The 18683-nt window shown below is 66.3% G+C and carries 13 protein-coding genes and 1 pseudogene; 10 read left to right on the top strand and 4 right to left on the bottom strand.

Annotation, left to right across the window (positions count from 1 at the left end; translation table 11 throughout):
• The first annotated feature begins 147 nt into the window (after positions 1-147).
• From rpsA to ABIA45_RS27545, 10 genes are all read left to right on the top strand, one after another.
• Positions 148-1854 (top strand): 30S ribosomal protein S1, encoded by a 1707-nt coding sequence (rpsA, locus tag ABIA45_RS27590; RefSeq protein ID WP_036009120.1) that lies wholly within the window; start codon positions 148-150, stop codon positions 1852-1854.
• A 380-nt stretch (positions 1855-2234) separates the two neighbouring features.
• Positions 2235-3215: a signal peptide peptidase SppA gene (gene sppA / locus ABIA45_RS27585; protein WP_157285992.1), complete on the top strand. Its 981-nt coding sequence runs from the start codon at positions 2235-2237 to the stop codon at positions 3213-3215.
• Between the two features lie 172 nt (positions 3216-3387).
• On the top strand, positions 3388-3693 hold the full coding sequence (locus ABIA45_RS27580) for an integration host factor subunit beta (RefSeq protein ID WP_124162406.1): 306 nt from the start codon (positions 3388-3390) through the stop codon (positions 3691-3693).
• An 82-nt stretch (positions 3694-3775) separates the two neighbouring features.
• Positions 3776-4168 (top strand): lipopolysaccharide assembly protein LapA domain-containing protein, encoded by a 393-nt coding sequence (locus tag ABIA45_RS27575; protein ID WP_157285991.1) that lies wholly within the window; start codon positions 3776-3778, stop codon positions 4166-4168.
• A gap of 68 nt (positions 4169-4236) precedes the next feature.
• The gene (locus ABIA45_RS27570) at positions 4237-4896 is read left to right on the top strand and encodes a phosphoribosylanthranilate isomerase (protein ID WP_404654465.1); all 660 of its coding nucleotides are present in this window, start codon (positions 4237-4239) and stop codon (positions 4894-4896) included.
• Positions 4893-6107 carry a tryptophan synthase subunit beta gene (trpB, locus tag ABIA45_RS27565; protein ID WP_157285989.1) on the top strand — a complete coding sequence of 405 codons (1215 nt, stop codon included), beginning with the start codon at positions 4893-4895 and terminating at the stop codon, positions 6105-6107. The genes ABIA45_RS27570 and trpB overlap by 4 nt, the downstream gene beginning before the upstream one ends.
• Positions 6104-6940: a tryptophan synthase subunit alpha gene (gene trpA / locus ABIA45_RS27560; RefSeq protein ID WP_404654464.1), complete on the top strand. Its 837-nt coding sequence runs from the start codon at positions 6104-6106 to the stop codon at positions 6938-6940. The genes trpB and trpA overlap by 4 nt, the downstream gene beginning before the upstream one ends.
• Positions 6941-7109: 169 nt before the next feature.
• A complete protein-coding gene (gene accD, locus ABIA45_RS27555) occupies positions 7110-8051 on the top strand; it encodes an acetyl-CoA carboxylase, carboxyltransferase subunit beta (RefSeq protein ID WP_157285988.1) in 942 nt (313 codons plus the stop codon).
• Positions 8048-9391 (top strand): bifunctional folylpolyglutamate synthase/dihydrofolate synthase, encoded by a 1344-nt coding sequence (locus ABIA45_RS27550; protein ID WP_404544848.1) that lies wholly within the window; start codon positions 8048-8050, stop codon positions 9389-9391. Before accD ends, ABIA45_RS27550 begins: the two co-directional genes overlap by 4 nt.
• A gap of 102 nt (positions 9392-9493) precedes the next feature.
• A complete protein-coding gene (locus ABIA45_RS27545) occupies positions 9494-10234 on the top strand; it encodes a metallophosphoesterase family protein (RefSeq protein ID WP_404544846.1) in 741 nt (246 codons plus the stop codon).
• Between the two features lie 123 nt (positions 10235-10357).
• Here the strand turns inward: ABIA45_RS27545 and ABIA45_RS27540 are convergent.
• From ABIA45_RS27540 to addB, 4 genes and pseudogenes are all read right to left on the bottom strand, one after another.
• Positions 10358-11366, bottom strand: a pseudogene (locus ABIA45_RS27540) (ATP-dependent DNA ligase).
• 144 nt (positions 11367-11510) lie between these two features.
• Entirely contained in the window at positions 11511-11831 is a 321-nt protein-coding gene (gene trxA, locus ABIA45_RS27535; RefSeq protein ID WP_008540017.1) for a thioredoxin, read from the bottom strand.
• A gap of 70 nt (positions 11832-11901) precedes the next feature.
• Positions 11902-15411, bottom strand: coding sequence for a double-strand break repair helicase AddA (gene addA, locus ABIA45_RS27530; RefSeq protein WP_404654463.1), 3510 nt, complete (start codon positions 15409-15411; stop codon positions 11902-11904).
• The gene (gene addB / locus ABIA45_RS27525) at positions 15405-18551 is read right to left on the bottom strand and encodes a double-strand break repair protein AddB (protein WP_404544842.1); all 3147 of its coding nucleotides are present in this window, start codon (positions 18549-18551) and stop codon (positions 15405-15407) included. Before addB ends, addA begins: the two co-directional genes overlap by 7 nt.
• Between the last annotated feature and the right edge of the window lie 132 nt (positions 18552-18683).

The raw sequence follows: 18683 nt of genomic DNA, 5'->3' as shown, positions 1-18683 counted from the left end.
GGGCCTCAGCCGGCCCGCTTCCGCTGTTCCGGTCGCTAGATCGGGGCAACGAGCGGTCGCTCGAAGGTCTTGCGGACCTTCCGACACTGCGCGCGCGATGCGCCCATGAACCCAACGGCCGGCAAGACATCCGCAACTGGAGAACAAATGGCTTCGACTTCTGCTGATACCTATAGCCCGTCGCGCGATGATTTCGCCGCGATGCTCGACGAGTCCTTTGCAGGCGGCAACCTGCAGGAAAGCTCCGTCGTCAAGGGCAAGGTGGTTGCAATTGAAAAGGACATGGCCGTCATCGACGTCGGCCTGAAGACCGAGGGCCGCGTCGCGCTGCGCGAATTTTCCGGCCCCGGCCGTGAGAGCGACCTCAAGGTCGGCGACGAGGTGGAAGTGTTCCTCGATCGCATCGAAAACGCCCTCGGCGAAGCCGTGCTGTCGCGCGACAAGGCGCGACGCGAAGAGAGCTGGGGCAAGCTGGAGAAGGCGTTCCAGAACAACGAGAAGGTCAACGGCGTCATCTTCAACCAGGTCAAGGGCGGCTTCACCGTCGACCTCGACGGTGCCGTGGCCTTCCTGCCGCGCTCGCAGGTCGACATCCGTCCGATCCGCGACGTTGCGCCGCTGATGAACAACTCGCAGCCGTTCCAGATCCTGAAGATGGACCGCCGCCGCGGCAACATCGTCGTGTCCCGCCGCACGGTGCTCGAAGAGACCCGGGCCGAGCAGCGCCAGGAGCTGGTGCAGAACCTCGAAGAGGGTCAGGTCATCGACGGCGTGGTCAAGAACATCACCGATTACGGTGCGTTCGTTGACCTCGGCGGCATCGACGGCCTCCTGCACGTCACCGACATCGCGTGGCGCCGCGTCAACCACCCGACCGAGGTGCTCTCGATCGGCCAGACCGTGAAGGTCAAGATCATCAAGATCAACCACGAGACGCACCGCATCTCGCTGGGCATGAAGCAGCTGCTGGACGATCCGTGGCAGGGCATCGAAGCCAAGTACCCGCTGGGTGCCCGCTTCACCGGCCGCGTCACCAACATCACCGACTACGGTGCGTTCGTCGAGCTCGAGCCGGGCATCGAAGGCCTGATCCACGTCTCCGAGATGTCGTGGACCAAGAAGAACATGCACCCCGGCAAGATCGTGTCGACCTCGCAGGAAGTCGACGTGCAGGTGCTGGAAGTGGATTCCGTCAAGCGCCGCATCTCGCTCGGCCTCAAGCAGACCATGCGCAACCCCTGGGAGGTCTTCGTCGAGAAGCACCCGACCGGTTCGGTGGTCGAGGGCGAGGTCAAGAACAAGACCGAGTTCGGCCTGTTCCTGGGCCTCGAGGGCGACGTCGACGGCATGGTCCACCTCTCCGATCTCGACTGGAAGCTTCCGGGCGAGCAGGTGATCGACAACTACAAGAAGGGCGACATGGTGAAGGCCGTGGTGCTCGATGTGGACGTCGAGAAGGAGCGCATCTCGCTCGGCATCAAGCAGCTCGAAGGCGACCCCTTCGCCGAGCCGGGCGATGTCAAGAAGGGTGCGGTCGTGACCTGCGAAGTGCTCGAAGTGAAGGAAAGCGGTATCGAGGTGAAGATCGCCGGTACCGACTTCACCACCTTCATCAAACGCTCCGAGCTCGCCCGTGACCGCAACGACCAGCGCGCCGAACGCTTCGCCGTCGGCGAGAAGGTCGATGCCCGCGTGATCCAGTTCGACAAGAAGGCCCGCAAGGTCCAGGTGTCGATCAAGGCGCTCGAAGTCGCCGAAGAGAAGGAAGCCATCGCGCAGTACGGCTCCTCGGATTCGGGTGCGACGCTGGGCGACATCCTCGGCACCGCGCTGAAGAACCGCGACAGCAAGTAAGCGAAACGCAAGTTTTGCTGCATCAAGGCCCCGGCGCGAGCCGGGGCTTTTTTGTTGCTGTCTCCACGAACTCCGCTGTCGTCCCGGACAAGCGACGCGAGGCGGAGCGCCGATCCGGGACCCATAACCCCAGGGAGGAGTTTGACGAAGACTCGGAGTTGCCAGCTCGCCTCGACGACTCCTCCTTGAGGTTATGGATCCCCGCCCCCGTGCGCAATTGCGCGCACTAGGCGGGGATGACGACTGAGTCTGCGGCGACTTGCTCGCCCCACACCAGGCCTTGTTTTCTTCAAATTGGCCCGCAATTGATGTATCGAGATAAGCCAATGGTCACGCCGTGACGGCACAACGCGCCTGATCTTTCATTTGGAGATATTTCGATGTCGCTGGATTCGGACATCATCGTCGATCGCCGCAGGATCCGCCGCAAGCTGACGTTCTGGCGGGTGACGGCGGCACTGATCGCGATCGCGGCGATTGCAAGCTTCGCGCTGATTGCGACGCCCGGTGCACGCGGCACCCTCGCATCCGCCGGCTCGATCGCGCGCGTCCAGATCGAGGGATTGATCCGCAGCGATTCCGACCGCACGCAGGCGCTGGAGCGGCTCGAGAATTCGCAGGCCGCCGCCGTCATCGTTCACATCAACTCGCCCGGCGGCACCACCGCCGGCTCCGAGCAGCTCTATGACTCGCTGGTCCGTCTCAAGGCGAAAAAGCCGCTGGTGGTGGTGGTGGAGGGGCTGGCCGCCTCCGGGGGCTACATCACCGCGATTGCGAGCGACCACATCGTCGCCCAGCAAAGCTCCCTGGTCGGCTCCATCGGCGTGCTGTTCCAGTACCCCAACCTCTCCGAACTCATGAAGACCATCGGCGTCAAGGTCGAGGAGGTGAAGTCCTCGCCGCTGAAGGCGGCGCCCAACGGTTTTGAGCCGACCAGTCCCGAGGCGCGCGCCGCGCTCGATGCGCTGGTGAAGGATTCCTATGCCTGGTTCAAGGGAATGGTGAAGGAGCGGCGTGGCATGGATGACACGCAGCTCGAAAAAGTCGCCGACGGCCGTGTCTTCACCGGGCGCCAGGCGATTGATCTGAAGCTGATCGACCAGATCGGCGACGAGAAGACGGCCGTGACCTGGCTGGTCGAGCAGAAGGGCGTCAAGAAGGGGCTACCGGTGCGCGATTACAAGCTTCAGCCGCGCTTCGGCGACCTGCCGTTCCTGAAGACCGCGGCCGCATTGACGCTGGAAGCGCTCGGTTTGGGCTCGATCGCGCACCAGATCGGGCAAACCGGCGTCGCGCAGGCTGTGGATCGGCTCGGAATGGATGGAATGCTGGCCTTGTGGCAGCCGGCTGCGTCCAACTGACCGTCGGCAGGCGAGTTCCAGAGCTTTTTCGCGTCTGACGCGTGCTGGTGAAGCCTGCTTTTTCGGCATTTGTCACGCATTTTCACGACGCCCATCCTTGATTTAGCGTCTTGACAGATCACGGTATTTTCACGGAAATGGTCATCCGCACGCTCCCGGGTCCTATCTCTCGATGATCAAATCCGAACTTGTTCAGCGTATCGCCGAGCACAACCCGCATCTGTACCAGCGGGATGTCGAGAACATTGTGAATGCGATTCTCGAAGAGATCGTAGCGGCGCTTGCACGCGGTGATCGCGTGGAGCTGCGCGGCTTCGGTGCCTTCTCGGTCAAGCACCGCCCTGCGCGCGCAGGGCGCAATCCACGCACCGGCGCCCATGTGCCCGTCGATCAGAAGAGCGTTCCGTTCTTCAAGACCGGCAAGGAGATGCGCGAGCGGCTGAACCGCGACCATCCGGATCCCGGCGGCGCAGACTGAAGCGCGATGTGAGCGCGCTTTGGGGTTTTTCGCGGTCGCACAGGATGCGGCCGCAAGCTTGATTCAAGGCGAGCGAAGCCAGATGCGAAAGTTCCTGACCGCGCTGATCGTACTTCCGCTGGGCCTCATCCTGGTGGCGTTCGCCGTCGCCAACAGGCATTTCGTCACGGTCTCCTTCGACCCCTTCATTGCCGACGACCCCTCGCTGTCGATCACCCTGCCGCTGTTCCTGTTGCTGATCCTGGCGGCGGCCCTGGGCGTTGTCGCGGGCGGCTCCGCCGTCTGGTTCGGCCAGCGGCGCTGGCGGCGCGCGGCGCGCCGGAATGACGCGGAGGCCCGGGCCGTCAGGGCCGAACTGGCCGATCTGCGGGCCCAGGCGACGGCAGCGAAGGCGGAGTCCCAGCGCCTTCCCGTTCCCTCCGGGATGGGCCTGTACGGGCCCGTCGGGCGAGACAAGCAGCGCGCGACGTTGTAGAAGCGGCCCCGACCGAAAAGCCCCGTTTTCCGGCCGCGGACCCCGCGGCCTCTACCCGCTTTGAGACCATGTCCCTGCTCGTCAAGATCTGCGGCCTGTCCACGCGCGAGACGCTCGAAACGGCGCTCGAGGCAGGCGCCGACATGGTCGGGTTCGTGTTCTTCCCGCCGTCGCCCCGGCACCTGTCCCTGGAGCTCGGCCGTGACCTCGGCCGTCAGGTCAAGCGGCGCGCGCTCAAGGTGGCGCTCACGGTCGATGCCGATGACGCAACGCTCGACAACATCATGGACGCGCTGTCGCCGGACATCTTCCAGCTCCACGGCGGGGAGAGCGTGGCGCGGCTGCGCGACATCAAGCAACGCTTCGGCCGCCCGGTGATGAAGGCGGTGCCGGTCGCGACAGCGGCCGATCTCGCGGTGCTGCCCGGCTACGCCGCGGTCGCCGACCGCATCCTGTTCGATGCGCGCGCGCCGAAGGACGCGACGCGGCCCGGCGGTCTCGGGGAGCCCTTCGACTGGCACCTGCTCGAAAAGCTCGATCTGAAACTGCCCTATATGGTTTCGGGGGGGCTGCACGCCGACAATCTGGCCGAGGCACTCCGCGTCACCCGCGCCGGCGGCGTCGACGTGTCCTCGGGCGTCGAGAGCGCGCCCGGCGTCAAGGATCCTGACATGATCAAGGCCTTCATCTGCGCCGCGCGCGGCACCCAAGAGTTGAGCGTACGATGAACATCGCCAAACCAAACTCCTACCGCAGCGGCCCCGACGATCGCGGCCATTTCGGCATTTTCGGCGGACGCTTCGTCGCCGAAACCTTGATGCCGCTGATCCTCGACCTGGAGAAGGCCTACACCGCGGCCAAGGCCGATCCGGCGTTTCAGGCCGAGATGAACGGCTATCTCAAGAACTATGTCGGCCGGCCCTCGCCGCTCTATTTCGCCGAGCGCCTGACCGAACATCTCGGCGGCGCCAAGATCTACCTCAAGCGTGAAGAGCTCAACCACACCGGCTCGCACAAGGTGAACAACGTGCTCGGCCAGATCATGCTGGCACGGCGCATGGGCAAGAAGCGCATCATCGCCGAGACCGGCGCGGGCCAGCACGGCGTTGCCACCGCGACGCTGTGCGCGCGCTTTGGCCTCGAATGCGTGGTCTATATGGGCGCTGTCGACGTCGAGCGGCAGCAGCCCAACGTCATCCGCATGGAGATGCTGGGTGCCAAGGTGATGCCGGTGCAGTCGGGCACGCGCACGCTGAAGGATGCCATGAACGAGGCGCTGCGCGACTGGGTCACCAACGTGCATAACACGTTCTATTGCATCGGCACGGTGGCGGGTCCGCATCCCTATCCGACCTTGGTGCGCGATTTCCAGTCGATCATCGGCAACGAGACCAAGGCACAGATGCAGGAGATCGAGGGGCGCCTGCCGGATTCGCTGGTGGCCTGCATCGGCGGCGGCTCGAATGCGATGGGCCTGTTCCATCCGTTCCTCGATGATCCCTCCGTCGAGATCTTCGGCGTCGAAGCCGCCGGCCATGGCCTGACGCAGCTGCATGCGGCCTCGATTGCGGGGGGCCGTCCCGGCGTTCTCCACGGCAACCGCACCTATCTCTTGATGGATGCCGACGGCCAGATCCAGGACGCGCATTCGATCTCGGCCGGTCTCGATTATCCCGGCATCGGCCCCGAGCATTCCTGGCTGCACGAGGTCGGCCGCGTGAATTATCTCTCCGCGACCGATGACGAGGCGCTCGCCGCGTTCCAGCTGCTGTCAAAGCTCGAAGGCATCATTCCTGCGCTCGAGCCCGCGCATGCCATCGCCAAGGTGATGGAGCTCGCGCCGAAGCGGCCGAGGGACCACCTGATGGTCGTCAATCTCTCCGGCCGCGGCGACAAGGACGTCCCGCAGGTCGGCGACATCCTGAGGGGCAAGAAGTGACCACGCGTATCGACACCCGTTTTGCCGAGCTGAAAAGCCAAGGCCGCGCGGCCTTCGTTACCTACGTGATGGCCGGCGATCCCGATCCCGCGACCTCGCTCGCGATCGTCAAGGCGCTGCCGAAGTCCGGCGCCGACGTCATCGAACTCGGCATTCCTTTCACCGATCCGATGGCGGATGGTCCCTCGATTCAGGCTGCAGGCCTGCGTGCGCTCAAGATCGGCATGACCTTGAAGAAGACGCTGGAGCTGGTGCGCGACTTCCGCAAGGACGACAATGTCACGCCGCTGGTGCTGATGGGCTATTACAATCCGATCTACATCTACGGCGTCGACAAGTTCTTGGCTGATGCCAAGACATCAGGCGTCGACGGCCTGATCATCGTCGATTTGCCACCGGAGGAAGACGACGAGCTCTGCATTCCCGCGCTGAAGGCGGGGCTCAACTTCATTCGCCTGGCGACGCCGACCACCGACGACAAGCGCCTGCCTGCGGTGCTCGCGAACACATCAGGCTTCGTCTATTACGTCTCGATCGCCGGCATTACCGGTGCAGCGGCGGCGGACGCCAATGCCGTCGGCGAAGCTGTCGCGCGCATCAAGCGGCATACCAGGCTGCCGATCTGTGTCGGTTTCGGCATCCGCACGCCGGAGGCGGCGCGCGCCATTGCCGAGAGGGCCGATGGTTCGGTGGTTGGCACCGCGCTGGTCGACGCCCTCAAGAACAGCCTCGACGCCGAGGGACGGGCGACCGCCAAAACCGTTAACGCAGTCGCCGAATTGACGGCCGCTCTGGCCCAGGGCGTCAAGGGCGCGCAGCAGGCGGCGGAATAGGCCATAATTCCGCTGTAGCTCTTTAATTTGAGCATGATCCGGTCGGAAAACCGCTTCACACTTTCCGGATCATGCTCAACGCGGGCGACACGGCGGCTTGCCGGGCAGATGTCCGGCCGCCATATATCCTTCAGGCGATTCCCAGCGGGATCGCACATCGGAGCAAACCATGAACTGGCTTACCAATGTGGTCCGGCCGAAGATCCGCAACATGCTGCGGCGGGAGACGCCGGAGAATCTGTGGATCAAGTGCCCGGATTCCGGACAGCTCGTGTTCTACAAGGACGTCGAGGCCAACCAGTTCGTCATCCCCGGCTCGAACTACCACATGCGCATGGGCGCGGTGGCGCGTCTCAAGTCGATCTTCGACAACGAGACCTGGTTCGACGTGGCGCTGCCCGAGGTCACGCCTGACCCGCTCAAGTTCCGTGATGAGAAGAAATACGTCGACCGCGTCAAGGACGCGCGGGCGCGGACCAATCTGAACGACGCTGTCAAGGTCGGCTACGGCAAGCTCGAAGGCGCCGCCGTCGTCGTCGCCGTGCAGGACTTTGACTTCATGGGCGGTTCGCTCGGCATGGCTGCGGGCGAGGCGATCGTGCGCGGGATGGAGCTCGCGGTCGAGAAGAAGTCGCCGTTCATCGTGTTCGCGGCCAGCGGCGGCGCCCGCATGCAGGAAGGCATTTTGTCCCTGATGCAGATGCCGCGCACCACCGTTGCGGTGCAGATGCTGCGCGAGGCAAAGCTGCCCTACATCGTCGTGCTGACGAATCCCACCACCGGCGGCGTCACCGCGTCCTACGCGATGCTCGGCGACGTCCAGATCGCCGAGCCCGGCGCGCTGATCGGCTTTGCCGGCGCGCGCGTGATCGAGCAGACCATCCGCGAGAAGCTGCCTGAAGGTTTCCAGCGCGCCGAGTACCTCAAGGAGCACGGCATGGTCGACATGGTCGTGCATCGCCACGAGCTGCGGCCGACGCTGGCGCGGCTCTGCCGCCTCTTGACCAAGGCGCCGGCGCAGGAAGGTGCATCGAAGCCGGCGCAGCCGGTGGCGAGCCCGGCGCAGATCGTATCCGCCGCCGAGACGGCGCCGGCAGCGCCGCACGCGTGAACGTCTCCCCTGACAGTGCAAAGACGCCGCTCGACGAAGTGATCGGGCGGCTGTCGGCTCTGCATCAGAAGCGCATCGATCTCGGGCTGGAGCGGATGCACCGCCTGCTCGAACGGCTCGGCCACCCCGAACGCAAGCTGCCGCCGGTGATCCACATCGCCGGCACCAATGGCAAGGGCTCGACGCTCGCTTATCTGCGCGCGACGCTGGAGGCATCAGGTCTTCGCGTCCACGCCTACACCTCGCCCTATCTCGTCCGCATCAACGAATGCTTCCGGCTCGGCCGCCTCAGTGGCGGCGTGCTCGTTGGCGACGACGAGCTGCGCGCGGCGTTGGAAGAGGTCGAGCGCGTCAATGCCGGCGAGGCCTCGACATTGTTCGAGCTGAAGACGGCGGCTGCCTTCCTGCTGTTCGCGCAGAACCCGGCCGACATCGTGCTGCTCGAAGTCGGCCTCGGCGGCCGGCTGGATTCGACCAATGTGGTCGATGCGCCGGCGGCCTCTGTGATCACGCCCGTCAGCATGGATCACATGGAGTTCCTCGGCGATACGCTGGCGTCGATTGCCGGCGAAAAGGCCGCGATCATCAAGCGCGGGGTGCCCGTGATTTGCGCCGAGCAGATGCCGGAAGCGATGGCCGTGATCGACGCGCAGGCGAGACGCATGCATGCGCCGCTGTTCGCCGCAGGCGAGAGCTGGCACGTCAGTGTCGAGCGCGGGCGCCTGGTCTATTCCGACGATCGCGGCTTGATGGACCTGCCGGCGCCGCGTCTGTTCGGGCGCCACCAATTCGCCAATGCAGGGCTCGCGATCGCGACGCTGCGCGCGCTGCCGACCATCAAGGTCAACCACGCCGCGTTCGAGGCCGGCATCGTCGGTGCCGACTGGCCGGCGCGGATGCAGCGCCTCACCTCGGGCGAGTTGCTGTCCTGGGGTCCGCAGGGCTCGGAAATCTGGCTCGACGGCGGCCACAATGCCGAGGGCGGCCGCGTGGCGGCGGCCGCGCTCGGCGATCTCGAGGAGCGCGTGTCACGGCCGCTGGTGATCATCGCCGGCATGATGGCCAACAAGGATGCGCTAGGCTTTCTCGCCAATTTTGCCGGCCTCACCCGCCACATCATCGCAGTGCCGATTCCCGACACGGAGAATGCGATGCCGGTCGACCGTCTCGCCGATGCCGCACGCAGCCTCGGCATGCGCGTCGAGCCCGCCCCCGGCGTCGAGGCGGCCCTGCGCGCGCTGGCGCAGCTCGCCTACGAGTTGCCGCCGCGGATCCTGATCACCGGCTCGCTGTATCTCGCCGGCCACGTGCTGGCAATCAACGGCACGCCGCCTGCATAGAGGTTGCCGTAGCCCGGATGGAGCGAAGGCAATCCGGGATCGTGCCACAAGCAAGGAAGGTCCCGGATTACGCTGCGCTCCATCCGGGCTACAGGAAATGCCATGCGCTTCGCCGCGATTGCCGACATCCACGGAAACTATTTCGCGCTGGAGGCCGTACTCGCCGACATCCGCGCGCTCGGTATTGCCGACATCGTCAATCTCGGCGACATGCTGAGTGGCCCGCTCGATGCGCGCCGCACCATCGAGATCCTGATGCCGCTCGACGCCGTGCACGTGCTTGGCAATCACGACCGTTATTTGCTCGACCGTCCGCCGGAGAAAATGGGTTCGTGGGATCGTCCTGCCTACGAACAGCTCGACGCCGCCCACCTCGACTGGCTGCGCGCGCAGCCGATGACGCGTGTCTTCCGTGAGCAGGTGTTCCTGTGCCACGCGACGCCAGATAATGACGAGGTGTACTGGCTCGACAGCGTGCATCCCGACGGCACGGTGGCGCTGTCCGCGCTCGACCACATCGAGCAACTCGCCCAAGGAATCACGCAATCGCTGATCCTGTGCGCCCACACCCATCTCGCACGCGCGGTGCGCCTGCGCGACGGCCGGCTGATCGTCAATCCCGGCAGCGTCGGCAGCCCCGGCTATCGCGACAAGCATCCGTACCCGCATGTGGTCGAGGCCGGCACGCCGCACGCGCGCTATGCGATCCTCGAACGCGTCGAGGCTGCCTGGCAGGTGACGTTCCGCCACGTTGCCTACGATCACGAGGCCATGGCCGCGCTGGCGCGCCGCAACGGTCAGCCGGAGCTTGCCAACGCGCTGGCAACGGGGTGGATCAGCTAGAACATGTCGTGTCCCGGACAAGGCGCATCGCTCAAGCGATGAGCCGCAGAGCCGGGACCCAGCTCGTGGTTCTGGGCCCCGGCTCTGCAGCGCTTCGCGCTGCGTCCGGGGCACGAGACCGCATCACTTCAACAGCTTCATCGGATCGGCCGCCTTCTGCTTCAACTGCTCGAACGTGCATTGACGCGGCGCCTTGTCCGGGCGCCAGCGCAGGATCGAGGTGCCGTGGCGGAAGCGTTCGCCGCTGAAATGGTCGTAGCAGACCTCGATCACCAGCTTCGGCTTCAGCGGACACCACTTTGCGGAGCGCTCGGTCGACCAGCGGCTCGGCCCGCCCCGGCGCGTTGCCGGTGAAGCCGGGCTCACCGATCAGTGCTTCGAGCCGATCGGTCAACGCTGGCTTCTCATCCGCCTTGATCGCCGAGGTGAAGCCGACATGGTGCAGCAGGCCGTCATCGTCGTAGAGCCCGAGCAGCAGCGAGCCGACGACGTTCCGGCCGGCGATCTTGTTGCTGGCATAGCGGAAGCCGCCGACCACGCAATCGGCGCTGCGGAATTTCTTGATCTTCTGCATGCCGTCGCGATTGCCCGCCTGGTAGGGCAGGTCGATGCGCTTGGCGATGACGCCGTCCGAGCCGCCGCCGGATTGCGCCAGCCACTTTTTTGCTGTGGCGTAGCTCGTCGTCGCCGGTGAGAGGCGGAAGAGGCTGTTCTTGAGGTTGGCTTTCGCGAAGGCTTCCAGCGCCGGCCGGCGCTCGCGCAGCGACTTCTCAGCCAGGCCCTTCTGTCCGGATGTCGCGAGCAGATCGAAGACGAGGTAGAGCGCCGGTGTCTCCACCGAGAGCTTCTTCACGCGGCTGGCCGCCGGATGGATTCGTTGCAGCAGCGCGTCGAAGGAAAAGCTCTTGCCGTGCGGCACGACGATTTCGCCGTCGAGCGTGAAGCGGTCGGCCTTCAGCGCCAAGGCCGCAGTGACGACTTCCGGGAAATAGCGCGCGAGGTCTTCGCCGGATTTGGAGCGCAGGTCGACGTCGCTGCCGTTGCGCGCCAGCAGGCAGCGGAAGCCGTCCCACTTGGGTTCATATTGCCATTCACCGCCGCGCGGGATCGCGTCGACCGACCGCGCCTCCATTGCGGCGAGAGAGGTGGGCTTGCGGTCGCGCTTTCGCGGAGGAGCAGGCAAGGGCGGGACTCGTCATACGCTGAACACGTCCCATCAACGCCAAACGGCCGGCTTTCGCCGGCCGTTGTCGAAAATAATCTTGCGCGAGCTGGATCAGACCGCGGAGGTGATCCACTGCTGCAGCTTCGCCTTCGGCGCGGCGCCGACCTGGCGCGAGGCCATCTCGCCGCCCTTGAAGATCATCAGGGTCGGGATCGACATCACGCCATACTTCGAGGCGGTCTTCGGGCTCTCGTCGACATTGAGCTTCACGATCTTGACCTTGTCGCCCATCGCGCCGGCGATCTCGTCGAGAGCGGGTGCGATCATGCGGCAGGGGCCGCACCATTCGGCCCAGAAATCGACGACCACGGGGCCGTTCGCCTTGAGCACTTCGGCTTCGAAATCGGCGTCGGAAACCTTGCTAACGGCCATTGGGAGTACCTCACTCGGTTGAAAGAGAATCGGCGCGACCTGGAATCGCGCCCGGGATCATGCGGTCAACCTATGAACGGCCCCTTGCCGGGTCAAGGACGCTCACACCGAGATGAAGGGATGCCAGCGCCGCGTCCAGCGCGGGGGGCGAAATCTCCATGTATTCAAGGGCCTCGGTCCAGAGCAGGACGGCCCTGACCGGCTTTTGGGGATAAAGCCGCGACAGCACCGCCCGGTACAGCGCAAGCTGGCGGACATAGGTCGCCGGCGCCTCGGCCGCGCTTTTGGGCGCTGCCTGGTTGGTCTTGAAGTCGACGATCAGGACCTCCTCGGGGCGCACGACCAGCCGGTCGATCTGCCCCGACACCAGGGCCGGCGTGCGGCCCGGCCGCTCCAGCCGGCCGGCGATCGCGACCTCTGCCCGGCTGCCGGCGGCAAAGACGGGCGCGAAACGCGGCTCCGTGATCAGGGCGAGCACCTTGTCGGCCAGTGCGATGCGATCGGCCTCCGGCCAGTCCGCGGCGTTGCGCGCCATGAAGCCGAGCGCGGCCTCGCGCCGGCGCTCGCCGGCGATCTCGGGCAGCGATTGCAACAGCCGATGCACCAGCGTGCCGCGTTGCAACGCCAGCGCGCGCGACTGCACCGATTCGCCCGATCGGACGCTGCGGCCCTCCTCGGCAGACTGGCCTGAGGGGCGCACGGGATCGTCGTCGATGGTCTCGCGCGGGGCCGGTGTCCGCAGCCAGTCCGGCAGCGCGATGGTCTGGTGCATGGAGGCCGCCGGCGCGCCCAGCGCCGCGACGTCCTCGGGACGGGCGAACCGCGTCACCTTGCCGAGCGGCGTTTCGATCACCTGCTTGTCGAGGCCCGAGCCGGCAAGGCCGGTGTCGACGAGGTCGTACCAGCTCAGCTTGCGCACCGTCTTCATGTTGCCGGGCATGCAGCCGCCGACGATCAGCCGGTCGGCCGCGCGCGTCATCGCGACGTAGAGCAGGCGGCGATATTCGTCCTCGGTCTCCTCCAGCATCGCCTTGCGCGCCTCGGCGACAGGCCTGGGATCGTCGGCCTTGCGGCCGGCCCAGACCACAACCTCGCCGCCATTGCCGCGGGGCACCTGGATCAGCCGCAGCCGCTGCGAGTCCGCGGGCGAAGACGTGGTGTCGACCATGAACACGACCGAGGCCTCCAGGCCCTTGGCGCCGTGCACGGTCATTACCCGCACCTCGTCGCGCGAGATCTCCATGTCGCGCTTCACCTCGGTGTCGGCCGAGCGGAGCCAGGCCATGAAGCCCTGCAGCGAGGCCGGCGCCTTGCGCTCGTAGTTCAGCGCGAGCTCCAGGAATTCGTCGAGCGCGTCGTTGGCCTCATGGCCGAGCCGGCGCAGGATGCGCGCACGCCCGCCGTCGCCGCCCAGCAGCCAGGCATAGAACGCGAACGGCGTCTCCTCGCGCGCACGACTTTCGCAAGCTTCAAGACGCCGCAATGCCATGGCGAATTTCTCGCTTGTGGCCGCGTGCTCGCCGAGCGCGCGGCGCAGCGATCCCTTGCGATCATGGGCGAGCGTGAACAAATCGTCGTCATCGAGCCCGAACAGCGGGCTCTTCAGCGCCACTGCGAGCGCAAGATCGTCCTGCGGCAGCAGCAGCGCGTCGGCCAGGTTCATCAGGTCGATGATGGCGATGTGCTCGGTCAGCTTGAGGCGGTCGGCGCCGGCGACCGGAACGCCGGCGTGCTTCAGCGCCTGGATCACGGCGTCGAATGCGTTGCCGCGCCGGCGCACCAGGATCAGCATGTCGCCATAGCGCAAGGGACGACGCTCGCCCTCGTGCCCGGTCAGCGTGCCGCTCTCGACCAGCCGCTTGATCTCGGCCTGGATGCGTCGCGCAAGCTTGACCTCGGGGCTGGTCACGGCGACGCCGTCGAACGGCGCACGCCAGCCCTCGATGTCCTGCCGATCGTCGGCCTCGGCGAGATCCCACAGCTCGATCACGCTCGGGCCGGCATCGCTGAGCGCGTTGTGCAGGGGATGGCCGATCTCGACCGAATGGATGCTCTTGTAGATCGCGGGATCGCGGAAGACGTGGTCGACCGAATGCAGGATCGTCGCGCCCGAACGGAACGAATAGGTGAAGGCGACCGGATCGAATTTCAGCCCGGCGGCGGTGAACTTGCGGTGCAGCTCGCGCCTCCGCGCGTCGAACTCGTGGGGCGCCGCGCCCTGGAACGAGAAGATCGACTGCTTCTCGTCGCCGACGGCGAAGATGGTGCGGTTCAGCCCCTCGCGCGCACCTTCGCCGGCCGTGAACTCGGAGATGATGTGCGCGATGATGTCCCATTGCCGCGGGCTGGTATCCTGCGCCTCGTCGATCAGCACGTGATCGACGCCACGGTCGAGCTTGTAATGCACCCAGCCCGAGGCGATGCGGTCCAGCATCGCCAGCGTCTTGTCGATGAGGTCGTCGTAGTCGAGCAGCCCGCGTTCCTGCTTCTCGCGGCGGTAATTCGCGGCGGCCGCTGTCGCGATATGCAGCAGGGCCGCGGTGCGGTCCCGAACCGTCACGGCGCGGCGCTTTTCGATCAGCCCTGCAAGGCGCTGCGCCTCGGCTTCGAACAGGCGGGCCACGGACGGATTGTGATCGCAGAACTTCTTGGTCAGCACTGCCTTGCGCGGCAGCTTGTCGTCGGTGAGGAAGACGGACAGATAGGCGTCGACCTGATCGCTGCCGGAAAACACCTTTGCCGCGCGCAGCCGCCCGGCCTGGTCATTGTCGGATTTGCTGCCGTCCTCCAACGCGAAGGCAATGTCGTCCCAGCGCGCGCGCGGCAGGAACGGGCCGTCGAGAATTTCCGTCTCGACGGCTTCGATACGGTCGCCGATGTCAACGCCCAGCACCGCAGCCATCTGCGCCGCTGCGGCTTCCGCGTTGCCGGCCTCGTCGGTCCAGGCCATGAAATGATCGCGGCTGAGGCACGCCTCGCGCACGACCTCCTTGAAGGTGACATCGGCGGCGCTCGCCATCGCCGTCAGCAGCGCGCGGCCGGTCACGCTCTCCGGATCGCGCGCGGCTTCCAGCAGCACCTTCAGATTGGCGCGTTCCATCATGTCGGTCTGGTCGCGCTCGTCGATCACGGCGAAGCGCGCGGGAACATTGGCCTCGAACGGAAATTGCTGGAGCAGGCGGGTGCACAGCGCGTGGATGGTCTGCACCTTCAGCCCGCCTGGCGTCTCCAACGCGCAGGCGAACAGCTTTCGCGCATCGCGGCGCAGCTTTGCGCCGGGATGCGGGATGCCGACCGCGCGGATCGCCGCGTCGAGCGCATTATCGTCCAGCGTCACCCAATGGCCGAGCGTGGTGAACACGCGCTCGGCCATGTTGGCGGCGGCAGCTTTTGTGAAGGTGATGCACAGGATTTTCTCCGGCGGCACGCCCGAGAGCAGCAGGCGGATCACGCGCTGCACCAGCACATGCGTCTTGCCCGAGCCGGCATTGGCCGAGACGAAGGCCGATGCAGTCGGATCGGAGGCGCGCGCCTGCCGCGCGCGCACCTCGTCGGGGATGGGGCGCGGCGCCTTCACCATTCCTCGATCCCCAATCCGCCGGCCGCGGACCATTCCTTGATCCGGGCAAGGTCGTCATAGGTGCCGTAGCGATTCGCCCACATCGGCAGGTTCAGCGATGTATAGGCCTGATTTTCGTCCTCGAAGGCGCGGATCAGCGCTTCCAGCTTGGCTCTTGCCTCGGCCGCCGCGGTGTCCGGCGGCTGCGGCTCGTCGCCCGGCTTGAACTTGAGCTCGAGGATACGCTCCTCGCCGGGCGGATTGTTGCCGCTGAGGCGGACATAGACGAGCTGGCTCACGGAGGCGCCGGCGTCGATACCGGGAAAGCCGCCCTCGCGCAGGATCGCGGCTTCCAACGTCAGCTGCGGCGACAGGCCCATGCGGACCTGCTTGCCGGTCGGCGGCTGACCGGTCTTGTAGTCGAGGATGGCGTAGCCGCCGCCCTGGCGGCGTTCGATGCGGTCGGCGCGCGCGGAAAGGCGGAAGCTGCGCTGAGGATCGAGCATGATCGAGATCTCGCCACGGGTCTCCGCGACGATCGCCGCGATCGCCTCGCGCCGTGCCGTCTCCCATTCGCCGAACCAGCGCGCGATACGCTGGAAGCGCGGCCACCACAGCGCCCGTGCTTCGGGCCGCTCCATCAGCGGTGCAAAGTGCTTCTCGCCGATCGCGCGCAGCACCCGCGCGGGATCGTCGGGCAGACGCGCCGCATAGCTTTCCGTGAATTCGCCGATGGCATCGTGAATCGCCGATCCGCGGTCGGCGGCCGAGAGCGGCATGTCGACGGGGTCGAGCGCATCGAGCCGCAAGATGCGTTTGGCGTAGATCGTGTAGGGATCGCGTAGCCAGTCCTCGATCTCGGTGACGGACATCCTGAGCGGCCGTGTCGCGCGGGGCGGTCGCGGTTCCGGCTGCTTGATCGGCTTGACCGCGTCGGGCTGGTCGAGTGCCGCAGCGAACTGCACGTATGTCTCGCCGGCGCGAATGGCCGCCGTCCAGAGCTCGTCGCCGGCCACTGCCTCCAGCCGATGCAGGAAGCGCGAGGCCACCGCCGGCGCGCCGCCGGCCTTGGCGGAATGAGTGAGAATGACCTCATCGCCGCCGAGCAATTGCGCGAAGTCATGGGCGGACAGGCCAATGCGGCGTTCCGGCAGATCGAGCCCAAGCTCGTGCCGCATCGGCCGGCTCAGCCAGGGGTCGATGCGCGGCGCCGGCGGCCAGACGCCTTCGATCAGGCCGCCGATGATGATGCGGTCGGCCTGCATCAGGCGTGACTCCAGCGGGCCGTAGATCTGCAAGCGCGCGCCCGGCTTGTCGCGCCGCCGCACCGCGCGATCGCCGAAGGCGGTCTGGAAGACGTCCGCATAGTCGGTCAGCGCTACCGGCAATCCGCTGGTCGTGCCGCCACGCAGGAGATCGTCGAACGCGCCGGCGAGCGCGAGACCATCGCGATCCTCGAAGGCGAGCGGAATACCCTGCTCGTCGCGCGACAGCTCGATCATGATCTCGCGATGCCGATGCGCGAGCTCGGCGAAATCATACGGCTTCGACGACGGCAGGCTCTCGATCGGCGCCAATGCTTTTTGCAGGGCGTCGATCAGAGCCTGGATGCGATCGAGATCCTCGGCCTTGAGACGCGCCCGCGGCTCGGCGCGATGCAGTGCGGAGACCTCGCTGCGCCACAGCGTTGCCAGCTCCTCGCGGAAGCGGTTGAATTCGCGGAGGAGGCCGGCCGTGCCTGCCGGTGGGCGCGTGCCGCGCAGCACCGCAAGCTCCAGGCTCTCGATCGCCATCTTCCATGCGCCCGGCGCGCGGCCGAGCCGGCACAGCGGATGCTTCAGCATCGCCAGCAGCGTCGGCGGCTCCAGGCCCTTGGTTGCCGCCTCTGCCGCAAGGCGCGCAAACGTGCCAGCGGAGGTTTCCATCAAGACGTCGCCGCCGGAATCATCGAAGGCGAGATCCCATCGGGTCAGCGCCGCCATCACCCGCCGCGCCAGCGCGCGGTCGGGCGTGACCAGGGCAGCCGACTTGTCGAGATGGCGCGCCTCGCGCATGGCGATAGCGATGGCGAGCGCTTCCATTTCAGGATTGGGCGCTTCGACCACCGCGAGGTTCTTCATGCCGCCCGCGATCTTCGCGGCGACATCGGGCTGCTTCAGCCGGTCGTGCCAGACCTCGGTCTTGGCGGACGGCCGCATCGATTCCGACGCGAGCAGGTCGCGGCCGTCTTCCGCTGGCGGCTGCAAAATCTCGACGTCGCTGCGCTTGATGCCGAAGCGTTGCAGCAGCGCATTCATGGCGTATTGCGGATGGTTCGAGGCCGGATGCTCCGCGAACTTGCCGAGCGCATCGCGCACGCCGCCGATGCTGCGCCAGGCGTCGTCGTCGAGATCGGTGTCTAGGCCCGGCAGCACCACCGCGCCATGCGGGAGCGAAGCGACCGCGCGCAGGAATTTTGCGGTGGCCGGCATCGAGCCGGTCGAGCCGGCCGCGATGACGGGGCCATGCGGATCCGCGATCAGCCGTTTGGCTTCCGCTTCGATCAGTTGGTCGCGTCGCGCGGCTGGCTCGATTCGGTTGATCTCGGCGAGATGATTGGGCCAGGCGATGCGGGCGATGCGCAGGAATTCGAGCGAGTGCTGCCAGTAGCGGTCGAGGTTATCAGGCACGAGCCCATCAAGGGCGCTCCAGTCCACGCCGCGCGTCACCATGTCGTCGATCAGGCGCGCGAGATCGGACGCCAGCGCCAGCGTCGAGGCGGGGCCGCCGACGACCAGCGGCGCCAGCACCGGACCCTTGGCCCAGGCGGCGACGAGCTGCGCCAGCGTCAGCCGCCGTTCGAGCTCGCCCAGCCGCGGCGGAATGTCGAGCGGCGCGGTCCCGGAAAACTGCTCGCTCTCGCCCGCGAAAGCGAGCTCGTCCTCGTCGATGTCGCCGAGCGCAACGATGCGCGGCAGCACGACGGCATCCGCCTTCATCTCGTCGAGGAAGATCTCGCGCACGATCCGCATGGCGCGCCGCGTCGGCAGATACAGCGTGGCGTCCGCCAGCCGCGCCGGTTCCTTGCGCGCCTCGAATCCCTCCACCAGCCGCCCATCGAGCAGGGCCGTGACGACCGTGCGCAGGAACGGAACTGAGATGGGAACGCTGAAGACGCGCATGAGCTGCCTGATTCGAAGGATCAGGCAATATAGGGAGACGGGGTCAATTGGTCATGGGTGCGGGCGAGTAGTCCCCGCTGTTCGCCGGACCGAAACAGGTCTCGTAGGGTGGGCAAAGCGAAGCGTGCCCAC

The organism is Bradyrhizobium sp. USDA 336 (genome assembly GCF_044908355.1).
GTDB classification, from domain to species: Bacteria; Pseudomonadota; Alphaproteobacteria; order Rhizobiales; family Xanthobacteraceae; genus Bradyrhizobium; species Bradyrhizobium yuanmingense.
Note: the sequence above shows the minus strand (reverse complement) of the source record. Positions and strands in the feature narration are given on the sequence as shown.